General features: G+C 74.4%; 14 protein-coding genes. 8 read left to right on the forward strand and 6 right to left on the reverse strand.

The features are described from left to right. Position 1 precedes the first annotated feature (1 nt). The 3 genes from BJK06_RS16210 to BJK06_RS16220 are packed head-to-tail and all read right to left on the reverse strand — an operon-like array spanning position 2 to position 2629. Positions 2 to 1312: a PP2C family protein-serine/threonine phosphatase gene (locus tag BJK06_RS16210; protein ID WP_070418747.1), complete on the reverse strand. Its 1311-nt coding sequence runs from the start codon at positions 1310 to 1312 to the stop codon at positions 2 to 4. Between the two features lie 49 nt (positions 1313 to 1361). Continuing rightward, the gene (locus tag BJK06_RS16215) at positions 1362 to 1622 is read right to left on the reverse strand and encodes a hypothetical protein (RefSeq protein ID WP_070418748.1); all 261 of its coding nucleotides are present in this window, start codon (positions 1620 to 1622) and stop codon (positions 1362 to 1364) included. Positions 1623 to 1648: 26 nt separating this feature from the next. Then, positions 1649 to 2629, reverse strand: a complete 981-nt coding sequence (locus BJK06_RS16220; protein WP_070418749.1) for an HD domain-containing protein — start codon at positions 2627 to 2629, stop codon at positions 1649 to 1651. Positions 2630 to 2725: 96 nt separating this feature from the next. On the opposite strand from BJK06_RS16220, the gene BJK06_RS16225 reads away from it, so the two are divergent. Then, on the forward strand, positions 2726 to 3685 hold the full coding sequence (locus BJK06_RS16225; RefSeq protein WP_070418750.1) for an SDR family oxidoreductase: 960 nt from the start codon (positions 2726 to 2728) through the stop codon (positions 3683 to 3685). Between the two features lie 119 nt (positions 3686 to 3804). Here BJK06_RS16225 and BJK06_RS16230 read toward each other — a convergent pair whose 3' ends face one another. Next, positions 3805 to 5031 (reverse strand): cobalamin-independent methionine synthase II family protein, encoded by a 1227-nt coding sequence (locus BJK06_RS16230; RefSeq protein ID WP_070418751.1) that lies wholly within the window; start codon positions 5029 to 5031, stop codon positions 3805 to 3807. Positions 5032 to 5089: 58 nt separating this feature from the next. On the opposite strand from BJK06_RS16230, the gene BJK06_RS16235 reads away from it, so the two are divergent. Next, the gene (locus BJK06_RS16235) at positions 5090 to 6118 is read left to right on the forward strand and encodes a transporter (RefSeq protein ID WP_070419562.1); all 1029 of its coding nucleotides are present in this window, start codon (positions 5090 to 5092) and stop codon (positions 6116 to 6118) included. A 133-nt stretch (positions 6119 to 6251) separates the two neighbouring features. After that, positions 6252 to 7061 (forward strand): DUF1684 domain-containing protein, encoded by an 810-nt coding sequence (locus tag BJK06_RS16240; RefSeq protein WP_070418752.1) that lies wholly within the window; start codon positions 6252 to 6254, stop codon positions 7059 to 7061. 206 nt (positions 7062 to 7267) lie between these two features. On the opposite strand, the gene BJK06_RS16245 is transcribed toward BJK06_RS16240, so the two are convergent. After that, positions 7268 to 7828: a histidine phosphatase family protein gene (locus BJK06_RS16245; protein WP_070419563.1), complete on the reverse strand. Its 561-nt coding sequence runs from the start codon at positions 7826 to 7828 to the stop codon at positions 7268 to 7270. A 4-nt stretch (positions 7829 to 7832) separates the two neighbouring features. Continuing rightward, positions 7833 to 8549, reverse strand: a complete 717-nt coding sequence (locus tag BJK06_RS16250) for an MgtC/SapB family protein (RefSeq protein WP_083295328.1) — start codon at positions 8547 to 8549, stop codon at positions 7833 to 7835. Positions 8550 to 8646: 97 nt separating this feature from the next. Here BJK06_RS16250 and BJK06_RS16255 point away from each other — a divergent pair, with 97 nt between their 5' ends. The 5 genes from BJK06_RS16255 (at position 8647) to BJK06_RS16275 (ending at position 14117) form a co-directional block, all read left to right on the forward strand. Continuing rightward, positions 8647 to 10131 (forward strand): reverse transcriptase family protein, encoded by a 1485-nt coding sequence (locus tag BJK06_RS16255; RefSeq protein WP_083295329.1) that lies wholly within the window; start codon positions 8647 to 8649, stop codon positions 10129 to 10131. Between the two features lie 81 nt (positions 10132 to 10212). Continuing rightward, the gene (locus BJK06_RS16260; RefSeq protein ID WP_070418753.1) at positions 10213 to 11436 is read left to right on the forward strand and encodes an acyl-CoA dehydrogenase family protein; all 1224 of its coding nucleotides are present in this window, start codon (positions 10213 to 10215) and stop codon (positions 11434 to 11436) included. A gap of 141 nt (positions 11437 to 11577) precedes the next feature. Continuing rightward, positions 11578 to 12345 (forward strand): LLM class flavin-dependent oxidoreductase, encoded by a 768-nt coding sequence (locus BJK06_RS16265; RefSeq protein WP_070418754.1) that lies wholly within the window; start codon positions 11578 to 11580, stop codon positions 12343 to 12345. Continuing rightward, positions 12342 to 13616 (forward strand): LLM class flavin-dependent oxidoreductase, encoded by a 1275-nt coding sequence (locus BJK06_RS16270; protein ID WP_070418755.1) that lies wholly within the window; start codon positions 12342 to 12344, stop codon positions 13614 to 13616. The genes BJK06_RS16265 and BJK06_RS16270 overlap by 4 nt, the downstream gene beginning before the upstream one ends. 123 nt (positions 13617 to 13739) lie before the next feature. Continuing rightward, entirely contained in the window at positions 13740 to 14117 is a 378-nt protein-coding gene (locus tag BJK06_RS16275) for a carboxymuconolactone decarboxylase family protein (protein WP_070418756.1), read from the forward strand. The last annotated feature ends 26 nt before the right edge of the window (positions 14118 to 14143 follow it).

A 14143-nucleotide genomic window follows, 5' to 3' on the forward strand; every position in this document is an offset into this window, starting at 1 on the left:
GTCAGGGTCGGTAGGCGATGCAGAGCACCGTGACGTCGTCGGGGTGCTCGCCGCGGTGGGCGAGCTCGGTGATCCCGTCGACGAGCTGCTGGGGGTGCGAGCGTTCGGCGACCCAGGCCTCGAAGCGGTCGAGCGCGTCGAGGTCCCCGCCGAAGAGGTCGAGCACCCCGTCGCTGACGCTCACGACGACGTCGCCGGGCTCGAGGTCGGTCGTCTCGCTCGACCACGAGGTCCCGACGCCGATCGGCAGGTGCCCGGACCGCAGCGACCGGACCGTGCCGTCGGCACGCCGGAGCAGGCTCAACCCGTGGCCGGCGTCGACCCAGCGGGCGTGGCCGTCGCGGTCGATCCGCACGTGGAAGCACGTCGTGAACTGTGCGCTCTCGACGTCGGACGTCCCGGTCGCCAGGCCGGCGGCCGCTCGACGGACCGCCGTGGCCGCGTCCGGTTCGTCGACGGTGCTGCGCACGAGGGACCGGACCGCGGCGGCGATCATGCCGGCGCCGACGCCCTTGCCCATCACGTCGCCGAGCGTGAAGGCCGCGCCGTCCGGTGTCGGGAACCAGTCGTAGAAGTCGCCGCCGACGGTCCGTGCCGGGATGCACACCCCGAGTGCGTGGAGTTCCGGTGGGAGTCCCTCCGTGGACGCGGGCAGCAGGGACTGCTGGACGAGGGCGGCCCGGTCGATCTCACCCTCGGCCACGCGACGACGACGCTGTGCGGTGCTGAGCCGGACGTCCGCCTGCCGGGCGAGCTCGTTGGTCACGGCCGCCGTCGCGCCGTACACGACGACCGCGAAGGCGAGCCGGACGAGTTCGCTCGGACGCGGTTCGGTGGGTTCCAGCACGTACGGCAGCAGCAGCGTGGCGCAGGTCCCGAGCAGCGGGTACAGCACGTGGCGCCGACCTGGGCTCGCCGCCATCCAGATCACCGGCAGGACGACGACGGCGAGGAACACCGAACGGGTGTCGCCCGTGCCGTACCGGAGCAGCCCGATCGCGATGAAGTCGATCGCCGGGACGACCAGCTCGGCGCGGGCGGCGCCCGGCCAGCGCGCCATGACAGCTGCCGCCAGCAGTCCGCCGAGGGCGAGTGCCACGCCGGTCCACATCCGCGGCGCGTCGGTGACCGGGAGCCAGGGCGTGAGTGTGCTGGTCACCGCGGCGGCCACCACGAGGGCGGCGACGACGGACTGCTTCGCCAGGGGCGCCCACGAGGCGCGGAGCCCGACGAGCGCGATGGGCCCGGTGTCCTCCCGTGCGGTCACGGTCCAGGTCCTGGGGGTCGCGGTCGAGCCGGCCGTGCTGGTCATCGGGTCGAGTCAAGCCCCTCCGGCCCGGCGGGGCAAGCCCGTGCCCGGGTCACCCGAAGTGGAAGGCGAACGGCGCGAGCAACCCCGCGACCCAGACGAGCACCATCACGAGGGCGCCGATCGCGATGAACCGTCGGCGGCGTCGGAGCCTCGGACTCGGTTCGTCGCCCCACATCTGTGCGCGGACGAGGACCCGGTTCGCCTGCTCGACGACCTTGCGCACCTCGGGGTCGTCGAGTTCCAGCACGCCGTCGCGGGCGTGCTGGGTGATGACGGTCGCCTCGTCGACGGTGAGGTCGTCCTTGCGCATGCGCCCATCGTGGCAGGCGGCCCGCGTCAGCGCACCCCGTCGCGCGTCACGGCCACCCGGAGCGGCAGGCCCGCGGCGAGCGCCGCGACACGCGGATCGCGCAGGGGACGCCCTCCGACCGTCGGCAGGTCGAGGTAGCCACGGCTGACCGTGTGCCGGAGCGCACCGGTGGGCACGGGTCCGTCGCCGGTGCGCATGCGCCACGCCTGCGGTCGGCGACGGAGGAGGTCTGCGTCGGAGGCGGTGTCGGGGTCGGCGACGAGGCGCGCCCAGACCTCGTCCTCGGTGCTCCGGGCGAGCTCGGTCGGAGACAGCGCACCGCGGTCGAGCAGCCGCCCGACGAGGTCGCGGAGCACGGTCACGGGCACGAGGTTCGCCGCGGAGCGCTGCGCGAGTGCCTCGCGGATGGCCAGGTCGGCCAGCTCGAGGGCGTCGTCCGGATCCGCGTCGACCGTCCCGCCGACGAGCCGCAGGCGACCGAGCAGCACGTGCGGCGGCGTCTGCGTCCGTCCGTGCGCCTGGCCGCTCCGGAGGAACGAGTCCAGGTGGTCGAGCTTCAGTCCGCCCGGGACCGACGTCAGCACCGACGGCACGCGGCCCTCGTCGACCGCGATGACCTGGTCGGCGTCGATACCCGGGACCTCGTCCGCGAGGCGCCGGATCGCGGTTCGTCCGAGGGAGTGGTGCTCGAGGCCGCCCAGACCCTCCAACGTGTGGCTGAACGGCAGGTGCCCGACGTCGTGCAGGAGTGCGGTCGTGCGGGCGAGGTGGTCGTCCGGGGCGAAGGCGGTGACGAGCGCGAGCACCCCGAGGGAGTGTTCGAGCCGCGAGTACGACTGGGTCGTCGTGAGCGCGGCACCGCCGGCGTGGGCGATGAACGCGAGCCGTCGCACCGTCCAGGTCTCGAGCAGTCGTCGTTCGAGCGGGGTGAGCCGCACCTCCACCCGCCAGAGCGGATCGAACCAGACCCCGTCGATCCCGAGCGTGTCCACCGCGTCCCCGTGCACCGTTCCCCCTCGTCGCCTGCCCCTCGACGCTACCGGACCCGCCGTGCAGCACGCGCCCTGTGCGGGGACGGAGCCGCCACCGCGTAGCAAGGACCCATGGCACATCGGTTCCGCGGGAAGATCGTCGTCGTCACCGGAGCATCGAGCGGGATCGGCAGGGCCGCCGCGCACGAGTTCGCACGGCAGGGCGCGACGCTCGTGCTGGCCGCCCGCAGCCACGACTCGCTCGAGGCCGCCGCCGCCGAGTGCCGGGCGCTCGGGGCCGAGGCAGTCGCGATCCCCACAGACGTCGCCGACGAGCACGCCGTCCGCGACCTCGTCGCGACCACCACGACCCGCTTCGGACGGATCGACGTCTTCGTGGGGAACGCCGCCCTGTTCGTCTACGGCCTCTTCGAGCAGACACCGACCGAGGCCTTCAAGCGCGTCGTCGACACGAACCTGTACGGCCACCTGCACGCGATCACCGCCCTGCTCCCGCACTGGAAGCAGCGGGGCGAGGGCACCTACGTCCTCGTCGGCTCGATCCAGTCGCTGCTGTCCGCGCCGTACCAGTCCGCCTACGTGACGAGCAAACACGCGGCCCTCGGCCTGGTCGACGTCCTCGGCGACGAGTTCGCCGGCACGGGCATCCGCTTCGCCGCGCTCCTGCCGTCGACCATCGACACGCCGATCTACCAGAACGGCGCCAACTACACCGGCAAGATCTCGCACCCGTTGCCGCCGACGGTGTCCGTCGAGCGTGCCGGCCGCGCGGTCGTCCGGACGGCACTGCACCCCAAGCGCTACCGGTTCGTCGGCCGGATCCAGGCGTCGCTCGTGCCGCTGCAGTACGTGTTCCCCGGGCTGTTCCACAAGATCACCAAGCCGATGGTGCATACGTTCGCGCTCCGCGGCAGGGGAGCGCCGACCGACGGCAACCTCTGGACCCCGGCCGACGCCGGCAACGCGACGAACGGCGGCTGGGTCGCGAAGCGCCGCCGCGTCACGCGCCCGCTCCTCGTCCTCGGGGCAGTCGCGACGGTCGCGGGGCTCGCCCTGGGCCGACGCCGCTGACGGACGGGAGGCGCGGGGCGGGCCCGCACCGCGCCTCCAGGCCGTCCCGTGCGAGCGTCCGCACACCGTGACGGGCCGTGCGGGCCGCACCGAGCGCGGAACCTCGCACGCTGCGACGGCTAGAAGAGCGTCGCGCTCGCCCGGCGCGCGCCCTCGCCGAGGGACTCGAGCTTCGCGGCGGCGATCTGCGGGTGGATGCGGCCGCCGAGGCCGCAGTCGGTGCCGGCGATGACGCGCTCCCGGCCGACGACCGAGGCGAACCGCTCGATGCGCTGCGCGACGAGGTCCGGGTGCTCGACGACGTTCGTGGCGTGGCCGACCACGCCGGGCACGATGACCTTGCCGTCCGGCAGCGCGACGCCCTGCCAGACCGTCCACTCGTGCTCGTGGCGAGCGTTGGCGGCCTCGAACGAGTACGCGCCGGCATCGATGTCGAGCATGAGGTCGACGATGTGCCGGAGCTCGATGTCGGTGGTGTGCGGGCCGTGCCACGAGCCCCAGCAGAGGTGGAAGCGCACCCGCGAGGTGTCGAGGCCGCGCAGCGCGTGGTTGAGCGCCTCGACGCGGATGCGGGTGAAGGCGCGGTAGTCCTCGATGCTCGGCTCCGGGTTGATCTGGTCCCAGTTCTCGGCGATCGAGGGGTCGTCGATCTGCAGGACGAGGCCGGCGTCGAGGATGATCCGGTACTCCTCGCGCAGGGCGTCGGCCCAGGCCCAGATGTGCTCCTCGTCGGTGGCGTAGTACTCGTTCGCGACCCGGGCGGCGGACCCGGGGGAGAGCGCCGTGATGAAACCGTTCGCGGCGCCGGCCGCCTCGACGGCGTGCCGGAGGTTGGCGGCGTCCGTCCGGGCTGCCTCGTGCCCGGTGTACGCGATCGGGCCGGTCGTCGTCGGGAACGCGGTGGCGTTCTTGCCCGTGCCGATGCCCGAGCCCGGGTCGGTGTAGGCCTCGCGGAAGATCGTCCAGTCGCGGCGGTCGGGGAAGCTCGTGAGCCGGACGTGTCCGGGCTCGGAGCGGACCGGCTCCTGCGTGAAGATGTCCTCCTCGGTCAGGCTGAGGCCGCTGACGCGCTGGAACGAGTACCCCCACCAGGCGCCGTAGTCGACGCTGTTCGACATCGCCTTGCCGAACTCGCCGTCGCCGGGCTGCGTGATGCCGAGCGCGGTCTGGCGGGCGACGACGTCGTCGACCGCGGCGCTCGTGAGCGCACGGACCTCGTCGGTGGTCTCCAGCGTGAAGCCGTCGGCGGCGAGGGGCCGGGCGGCGTTCGCGGCGATGAGCTCCGGCGTGCGGGGCAACGAGCCGGCGGTGGTGGCCTGGACGTGGTCGGTGTTCTCGAAGGACATGCTGCCCAATCTGGCACGGGGGCCCCGGGAGCGGTCCGACTCGGGAGAATGGGACACCGTGCCCCGTCCCACCACCCGCATCCCGCTCAACACCCTCGCCGTCCCGTTCGGCCTCGCCGGCTTCGCCGAGACCTGGTCGTACGCCACCCCCGTCCTCGACCTGCCGGCCGTCCTCCCGCAGGTCTTCTGGGGCATCGCCGCCGTCGCCTGGACCTGGCTGCTCGCCGCGCACGCCGTCCGCGGGGTCCGGGTGCGCGCGCACGACCGGCTCGTCGATCAACTGCGGCACCCCGCGCAGGGTCCCCTCGCGGCACTGGTCCCGGCGACCGCGATGCTGCTCGGGGTCGACCTCGCGCACGGCTGGCCGGTCGGCGGGAGGGTGCTCGTCCTCGTCGCCGTGGCGGTCGCCGCCGGGTTCGCCGCCTGGCTCCTCGCGACCTGGTTCGAGGGCCGGCTCGCCCTCGAGTCGGTGCACGGCGGCTACCTCCTGCCGACCGTCGCAGCGGCGCTCGTCGGCTCGGTCGCCACGCACGAGGTCGGGCTCACCTGGCTCTCCTGGGCCTGCTTCGGCGTCGGCGTGTTCTTCTGGGTCGTGATGACCGGGCTGCTGCTCATCCGGCTGTCCTTCCGCCCCGCGCTGCCCGCACCGCTCGTGCCGACGATGGCGATCCTCGTGGCACCGCCGTCGGTCGCCACGGTCGCGGTGTTCGCGCTGACGGACGACGTGCTCACGGTCCCGGTGCAGGCGATCACCGGGCTCGGCGTGCTGCTCGTCGCGGTGCAGGTCGCCCTGCTGCCGCGGTACGTGCGGCTGCCCTTCTCGCTCGGGTTCTGGTCGTTCGTGTTCCCGGCGGCGGCGGTCGCGACGGCCGCGATCGAGTGGCTGCGGGTGCTCGACGTGCGGTGGGCGTGGATCCCCACCGCGGGGGTGCTCGCCCTGCTCTCGGTGCTGGTCGCGGTCGTCGGGTCGCGGTCGATCGCGCTGGCCGTGCGGCACCTGCTGCCCCAGGCGGAGGGCGTCCTGCAGGCCGCCGACGACGAGGACGCCGAGCCGGGCCCGGTGACGGGCGCGAGCCGGACGGTCTGAACGCGACCACGGTTCGGGAGGCGCGGTGCGCGTCCGACGCGCACCGCGCCTCCCGAGCCGGTCGCGCGCACCGCGTGACGTCCGGAGACGACGTGCGTCGCCACCCGGCCGTGACACGACGTACCGTCGTGGCATGACCACGACGACGCCGACCGCAGCCGACTTCCGCTCCATGTGGGCCGCGTGGCACGACGCCCACGAGGCGGCCCGGGCGAGTGCGCACGGCTTCCTCGCGATCACGAGCATCCGGTGGCTGACGGGCACGCCGGAGCGCTTCGACGACGCGCCCGGGGAGTGGTCGACCTCGGAGGCGGGACCGGTCGTCACCCTCGACGACGGCGAGTCGATCGAGGTCGACGGCGTCGCGGTGACGGGCACGCACCGGTTCGGTCCGCTGCCCGAGCGGTCGAGCACGACCATCGCGTGGCAGGACGGCGACGAGCGGGTCGTCATCGAGGTCGCCCGGCGTGGCGGCAGTGACGTCCTCCGACCGCGGCACCCCTCGAACCCGACGCGGACCGGGTACACCGGGACGCCGTCGTACTCGCCGGACCCGTCGTTCGCGGTCGCGGCGCACTTCGAGCCGTTCGACACGCCGCGCTCGGTGACCGTCGGGTCGGTCGTCGACGGGCTGCAGCACGTGTACGAGGCGCCGGGCGTGCTGACGTTCGACCTCGACGGGCCGCGGTCGCTCCTGGCGTTCAACGGGTACGGCGACGGGCTCCTGGTGCTGTTCACCGACCGGACGAGCGGCGTGACCACGTACGCGGCCAACCGGAGCCTGGACGTCCCGGCGCCGGACGCGTCGGGCGCGACGACGATCGACTTCAACCGGGCGACGAACCTGCCGTGCGCCTACACGCCGCACGCGACGTGCCCGTTGCCGCCGGCGGAGAACCGGCTCGACGTCGCGGTGGAGGCGGGGGAGCAGCTGCCGGCGTGAGGCGCGCGGGGCGGCGCGGCGGCGCGGCGGGCGCGGCGGGCGCGGGGTGAAAGGCGCGCGGTGTTCGACACCGCACCACCGGATCGACGCGCGGAACGTCGCACCATGCACGTGCATCGGATGCGCGGGCATCGTCCGACACTCCACCAGGTGATCGACGGGTGCGATGTCGCAGCATGCACACGCACCCGCGGGCGACGCCCGGCTCAGGGCACCCCGACGCGAGCCCAACCACTCGTCGCCCGCCACGCGCCCGGGTCGAACGAGAACACGCTGCCCATCCCCGGCTGGTCGAGCGCCCGGGTGACCGGCACGCCCCGCAGGTCGGCGAGCAGCAGCGCCCCGACCGCACCGTGCGAAACGATCGTGACGTCGCCGGCGTCGGTCAGCGCCCGCACGGCACGGACGATGCGGTCCTGGGCGTCGACGGCGCGCTCCCACCCGCGCACCGAGTCCTCCGGCGTGGCGAATAACGCGTCGACGACCCCGTCGAACTCCGCGGGCGGCAGGTAGCCCGTCGCGCTCCGGTCGATCTCGCCGAGCGCGGGGTCCGTCGAGTGCACGAGCCCCACCGCCTCCGCGAGGATCGCCGCCGTGTCGACCGCCTTCTGCTCGGTGCTCGACACGATCCGCTGGACCCCGGGTCGCCAGGCGACGGCCGCGGCTCCGGCAGCGCGGGCACGCCCGTCGGGGGAGAGCCCCCACGACTCGATCGGCCTCGCGGGGTCGACGACCACCTCGGCGTGGGTCAGGAAGAACGAGGGCACGGCGTCACTCCAGGTCGTCGGCGGCCGACGGGTCGACGACCCGGACACCGTCGACCTCGCCGATCCGGGCGATGAGCAGGGACCCCTCGGCCCGGCCGGCGACGTCGATCCGGACCGCGGTGGCGTCGACCCGGTCGGTGTCCTGCCGCACGAGCCGGGCGACCCGCCACCCGCCGGCCGTCGCGAGGGCGAGCACGTCCGGCAGCACCCCGCGGCCGGCGTCGTAGACCACGTCGAGCGTCATCGACTGCTCGGCGGAGCGGGACAGCGCGCGGACGATCGCGGTGTAGCCGAACACGACGACGAAGTGCAGGGCGGTGACGACGAGTGCGAGCAGCCAGAGGCCGGCGCCCGCGGCCATGCCGATCGCCGCGGTCTCCCACACCGCGGCGGCCGTGGTGAGGCCCCGGACGGCTCCGCGTCGGGTGAGGATCAGCCCGGCGCCGAGGAACCCGACACCGGAGACGATCTGCGCCGCGACGCGCGAGGGGTCGAGCACGACGTGGTCCGGCACGAGGACGTCGCTGAACCCGTACTTGCTCACGAGCAGCATGAGGGCCGACGCGGTCCCGACGATCGCCTGCGTGCGGATGCCGGCGCTCTTCGACCGGAGCTGCCGCTCGAGGCCGATGAGCGACGCGAGGGCGAACGCGAGCAGGACCTCGCCGATCTGGACCCACCCCTGTCCGGCGAGGGGCTCCGTGAGCTGTTGGATCGTCACGCCGACCGACGATACGCCGGCACCCGGCGGACGGGAGGCGCGGTGCGGGCCCGACCCGCGCCTCCCGTCCGTCAGGGGGTCGCCGTAGGGTGAGCGCGTGGAGTTCCCGGGGGAGGCGGCCGACGCGCGTGACGCGTCGACCTCTCCGGGGTCACCCCGGGGCACGCAGGACCAGCAGGACGACACGCCCCGAGCGGGACGGCGCGCTCCGCGCGCGACGCCGCACGGAGGCACCGACGGGTCCCCCGGGAACCCCACGCCACTGACCGTCGTCGCCGGTGCCCTCGCCGACGCGTTCCTGACCGCGGAGCACTGGGGACCGGACGACCTGACCGCCGCCGGCTGGGCGGTGGTCGGCGTCGAGCGCGCCTACGTCGGGCTCGCGGTCGCAGCGGCCCTCGCCGCACACCCGCGACCACCGGTCGACGCACCGCGACAGCTCGCGGCGGTGCTCGAGGCGTCGCCGCGCCTCGCCGAGCTGCACCGCGCACGCGAGGCGCGCCGACCGGTCCGGGTCGTCGCGCGCCGGGCGACCGCGGTCCGGGCGCGTCCGGAGACCGCGAGCCGACTGCTGGTCGACACGCTGCCCGAGCTCGCGCGCGAGCTCGACCTCACCGTCGGGCGGCTGCTCTGGCTCGCGGACACCCGCTCGTGGAACCGGCGACCGGGGCCGTCGAGCCCGCTCCACCACCACCGCTGCGAGTGGATCCGTCGACCCGGACGCACGCCGCGGCTGCTCGAGAAGCCGATGGACATGCTCCGCCGGACGCAGCGGACGATCCTCGACGAGCTCCTCACCGCGCTGCCGGTGCACGACGCGGCGCACGGCTTCGTCGGCGGTCGGAGCGTCGTGACCGGAGCCGCGGCGCACACCGGGCGGCAGATCGTCGTCACGGCAGACCTGACGTCCTTCTTCGCGAGCGTCACCGCGCCCACCGTGTACGGGGTCTTCCGCGCGGCGGGCTTCGCGGAGCCGCTCGCACACGTCCTCACCGGGGTGTGCACGCACCGGGTGCCGGTGCACGTCCTCAGCGCGATGCCGGACGGCGGCAGCCCCGAGGAACGGCAGGCGCTGCGCGCGATGCTCCGCGAAGCCCACCTGCCGCAGGGCGCGCCGACCTCACCGGCGCTGGCGAACACCGCGCTCCGGCACCTGGACGCACGGCTCGCGGGGTGGGCGGCCTCGGTCGGCGCGGTCTACACCCGGTACGCCGACGACCTGACGTTCAGCGGCGACGAGCGGCTCGCGGCACGACCGGACGCGTTCCTCCGCGGGGTCGACCGGATCGTCACGGAGCAGGGACTCCGGCTGAACCCGTCGAAGACCCGGGCGCGGCGACGGGGCACACGGCAGTCGGTCACCGGGGTCGTCGTCAACGACCGGACGTCACCGGGTCGGCGGGAGGTCGACCGCCTGCACGCGATCCTGCACAACGCCGCCGAGCACGGTCCGGAGTCGCAGAACCGTGCTGGACACCCCGACTTCCGGGCGCACCTGCTCGGGCGGATCGGGTGGGTCGAGCAGGTCCACCCCGGACGCGCACGGCGCCTGCACGAGGAGTTCGCCCGCATCACGTGGTGATCCCGGGCCGTCTCCGTGCGGGTGTGACGCCGGGTTGCAGCGGGCACGGGCACGACGCCCGACCGCCGGTAGCGTGCCGCCATGTGCCCGAGTGAGATCCCGGCCGACGCCCGCTACGAGGAACTGATCGCGCCGCTGCGACCGGTGATCGAGCGGATCGCCCTCGACGCCCGGCAGCGGGAACGCGAGGAACGGCTCGCCACCGACCAGCTCGGGTGGCTCGTCGACGCCGGGTTCGCGCGCTGGCGCACCCCCGTCGCGTGGAGCGGGGTCGGGGCCCGGCTGTCGGACGTGTTCCGGGCGGTCGCCGAGATCGCCGAGGTCGACCCGAACCTCGCGCACGTGTGGCGGAACCACTTCTCGTTCATCGAGGACCGGGTGCACGCCGAGGGGAGTGCCTCCGACCGGGCGATCGTCGAACGACTCGGTGGCAGGGAGTTCGTCGGCGGTGGGTGGAGCGAGACGCCGAACCCGGCCGGAGCGGACATCAGCACGCGGCTCACCCCGGACCCGGACGGCGGCTGGCGCGTCACCGGCCGGAAGTTCTACTCGACGGGGAGCATCTACGCCCGGTGGATCACGGTGCTGGCGCTCGACGACGCCGGAGCACGGTTCGTCGCGCTCGTGGACGCCCGCGACCCGGGCGTGCGGATCGGCGACGACTGGGACGGGTTCGGCCAGCGGATCACCGGCAGCGGGAGCGTGACGTACACCGACGTGCGCGTGCCCGACGAGCGGGTCCTGCCGTACGCGACGCGCTACCCGTACCAGGAGCAGTACTACCAGACGGTGATGCACGCGATCCTCGTCGGCATCGGGCGTGCGGCCCTCCGCGAGGGGATCGAGGCGCTGCGCTCCCGGCAGCGCGGGCACCACAACGGCACGACCACGGACCCGACCGCCGACCCCGAGCTGCTCAGCACGATCGGCACCGTCGCGGCCCGGGTGTACGCCGCCGACGCCGCGTTCACCGCGAGCCTCGGACCTGTGGACGCCGCCGTCGACCGCCACACCGGACTCCGGGCCGCCGGGGCGGACCCCTCGACGGACCCGGTGCTGCGCGACGCGCTCGAGCGGAGCTGGATGGCGGTCGCCCAGGCGCAGACGGTGGTCACCGACGCCGTGCTCGACGCGACGACGCTCGTGTTCGACGCCCTCGGGTCGAGCGGCACGTTCCGCTCCCTGGGGCTCGACCGGCACTGGCGGAACGCCCGGACCCTGGCGTCGCACAACCCGCGCGTGCACAAGCGGCGCATCGTCGGGGACCTGCTCGTGAACGGCGCCAGCCCGCTCGACCGCGTGTAACCCGCCGTCACGAGGCGCAACCGGACGACACCTGCACCCGCCGGGTCCGCGCTGCCCCGTACGGTCGTCGGCAACGGCCCGCCACGGACGCTGGGGAGGCGACGGTGGCGGGCCGCTCTGCACGCGTACGGAGGGACCACCGTGACCGAGACACCCGCACCGACCATCGTCGCCGTACCGGACGCCGACCTCGCCGCCGCCGTCGCCCGACCCGGTGGGATCGCCCGGCTCGCCGACCGGATCCGGGCCTCGGGCGCCGCGGTCGTCGCGATCGGCACCGACCGGTTCGACGCCGAACGCGGTCGTGGCCACCGGCTCGACCCGACCACCGCGGCGCTCGCCCTCGGCCGTGCACTGCCCACGCACGGGCTGCTCGTCGCCGCGGCCCCGACCCGGGAGCACCCGTACAACGTCGCCCGCCGGGTGCTCTCCCTCGACCACGTCCTGGACGCCCGGGTCGGACTCGTCGTCGGAGCGCGGGACCACGGCCTGCCGGCGACGGGGGAGCAGCACGACCCGGCCGAGTTTGCCGAGGTGGTGCGCGGCCTCTGGCGGACGTGGCCGCTCGACAGCATCGTCGGCGACCGCGAGGCCGGCCGGTTCGCCGACACGACCCGGATCCTCCCGCTCGACCACGACGGCGGGCCGGACGGGTACCGGGTCCGGGGGCCGTTGACGACGCCGTCGAGCCGGCAGGGCGAACCCGTCCTCGCGGTCTGGCACGACGTCGCACACGAGGGTGCCGACCTGGTGCTCGGCGGGGCCGCGCGCCCGCTCGTCCCGTTGCCGGGCGGGGCCGGTGCGTCCGAGCCGAGCCGCGCCTCCCGGACCCCGACCGGCCCCGGTGCCGACCGGCGGACGCTGCGTGACCTGCTCGGTCTGCCGGTCCCCGCGCCGGTCGGCGCATGAGCGCCGACGCCGACGCCGGGCTCGTCCTCGGCGTCAACCTGCAGGGCTTCGGCCAGCGACCGGCGGCCTGGCGGACCCAGGACGTCGAGCCGACCGACCTGCTCACCGCCGGGTTCTGGGAGGACCTCGGCCGGACCGCCGAACGCGGGCTGCTGGACATGGTGTTCTTCGCGGACCACCCCGCGCTCGGCGACCCCAACGTCCGCGCGTACGGGCTGCTCGAGCCGTTCGTGGCGCTCGGGGCGATCGCCGACGCGACCACGCACCTCGGACTCGTCGGGACGGCGTCGACGACCTACAACGACCCGGTCGACCTCGCCGAGCGGCTCCTGTCCCTCGACACGGTCTCCGGCGGCCGCGTGGCGTGGAACGCCGTGACGACCTACGACCGGTCGGTGTCGGCGAACTTCGGCGTCGCGACGAACCCGGAGCGACCCGAGCGGTACGCCCGTGCCGGCGAGGTCGTCGACCTCGTGCAGGCGCTCTGGCGGTCCGCCGCCACCGGGGTGCCCGTCGACCACCACGGCGAGTTCACCGAGTTCGCGGGAGCGATCACCGTCCCGCCGTCGGCGCAGGGACACCCAGTGGTGTTCCAGGCCGGGGGATCGCCGCACGGACGAGACCTCGCCGCGCGCGTCGCCGAGGGCGTGTTCGCCGTCGAGCTGACGCCCGAGCCCGCCCGGGAGCACTACCGCGCCGTCAAGCAGGCGGCCCGGACGTACGGCCGGCGGGCGGCGGACGTGGCGATCGTCCCGGGGCTGTCGCTCGTGCTCGGCAGCACCGAGGCCGAGGCGCAGCGGCGGTTCGACGAGCTCGAGGCCCTCGCCCCGGACGGCTACTCCCTGCGGGCGCTCGGGACGCACCTCGACGCCGACCTCACCGACCTCGACCCGGACGCGCCGGTCCCCGCGGCGATCCTCGACCGCGAGGTGGACCCCGTCACCTACGGCCCCTCGCTCGGGTACCACGAGACCGTCGTGCGCTGGGTCCGCGCGCACAACACGTCCCTGCGGGAGGTCCTGCGCGGCTTCGGCGGGTACGGCGCCCGGATCGTCGTCGGCACCCCGGAGCAGGCCGCCGACACCATCGAGGAGTGGTACCGGACCGGGGCCGCCGACGGCTTCAACCTGATGATCGACGAGTACCCGCGCGGCCTCGAGACCGTGGTCGACGAGCTCGTGCCGATCCTGCAGCGGCGCGGTGTGTTTCACCGCGAGTACGAGGACGTCACGTTGCGCGGGCGGCTCGGTGCGCGGGCGCGCGGGCTGTAGGGCGCCCGTCGCGTGACGCCGTGTGACGTGGCGACCGGGCTCGCCGCGTCACACGGGGCAACGCCCGGTCACGCTCCGCAACACCCGTCGTGCCCGGGCCCGGTCGGTCATAGCGTCGCCACCATGACCGACTACCTCGACCGCGAGCACGACAAGACCTTCACGAAGGTCTACAAGCAGCAGACCCCGGACATCCTCTCGGCCTTCGTGCAGTTCGACGAGTCGGTGTTCCGGGCCGAGGGTCGCGAGATCCCGCTGAAGTACCGGGAGCTCATCGCACTGGCGGTCGGCATCACCACGCAGTGCGTCTACTGCATCGACGGCCACAGCCAGCGCGCGGTCACGGCCGGCGCGAACGAGGCCGAGCTCGCCGAGGCCGCCTGGGTCGCCACGGCCATCCGCGCCGGCGGCGGGTTCGCCCACGGCCGCCTCGGCTTCAAGTTCGGCGCCGACGCCGCGGCTCCCTCCGACTCCGCGACCTCCGCGTCGCACCAGCACTGACCACCGACCACAACCGACGGAAGCGC

Source organism: Curtobacterium sp. BH-2-1-1 (genome assembly GCF_001806325.1).
Lineage (GTDB): Bacteria > Actinomycetota > Actinomycetes > Actinomycetales > Microbacteriaceae > Curtobacterium.

Bases quoted from the DNA above. Each gene is read 5' to 3' on its own strand.
- BJK06_RS16210 (WP_070418747.1), bottom strand. From the start codon at position 1,312: ATGACCAGCACGGCCGGCTCGACCGCGACCCCCAGGACCTGGACCGTG.
- BJK06_RS16215 (WP_070418748.1), bottom strand. From the start codon at position 1,622: ATGCGCAAGGACGACCTCACCGTCGACGAGGCGACCGTCATCACCCAG.
- BJK06_RS16225 (WP_070418750.1), top strand. From the start codon at position 2,726: ATGGCACATCGGTTCCGCGGGAAGATCGTCGTCGTCACCGGAGCATCG.
- BJK06_RS16230 (WP_070418751.1), bottom strand. From the start codon at position 5,031: ATGTCCTTCGAGAACACCGACCACGTCCAGGCCACCACCGCCGGCTCG.
- BJK06_RS16240 (WP_070418752.1), top strand. From the start codon at position 6,252: ATGACCACGACGACGCCGACCGCAGCCGACTTCCGCTCCATGTGGGCC.
- BJK06_RS16260 (WP_070418753.1), top strand. From the start codon at position 10,213: ATGTGCCCGAGTGAGATCCCGGCCGACGCCCGCTACGAGGAACTGATC.
- BJK06_RS16270 (WP_070418755.1), top strand. From the start codon at position 12,342: ATGAGCGCCGACGCCGACGCCGGGCTCGTCCTCGGCGTCAACCTGCAG.
- BJK06_RS16275 (WP_070418756.1), top strand. From the start codon at position 13,740: ATGACCGACTACCTCGACCGCGAGCACGACAAGACCTTCACGAAGGTC.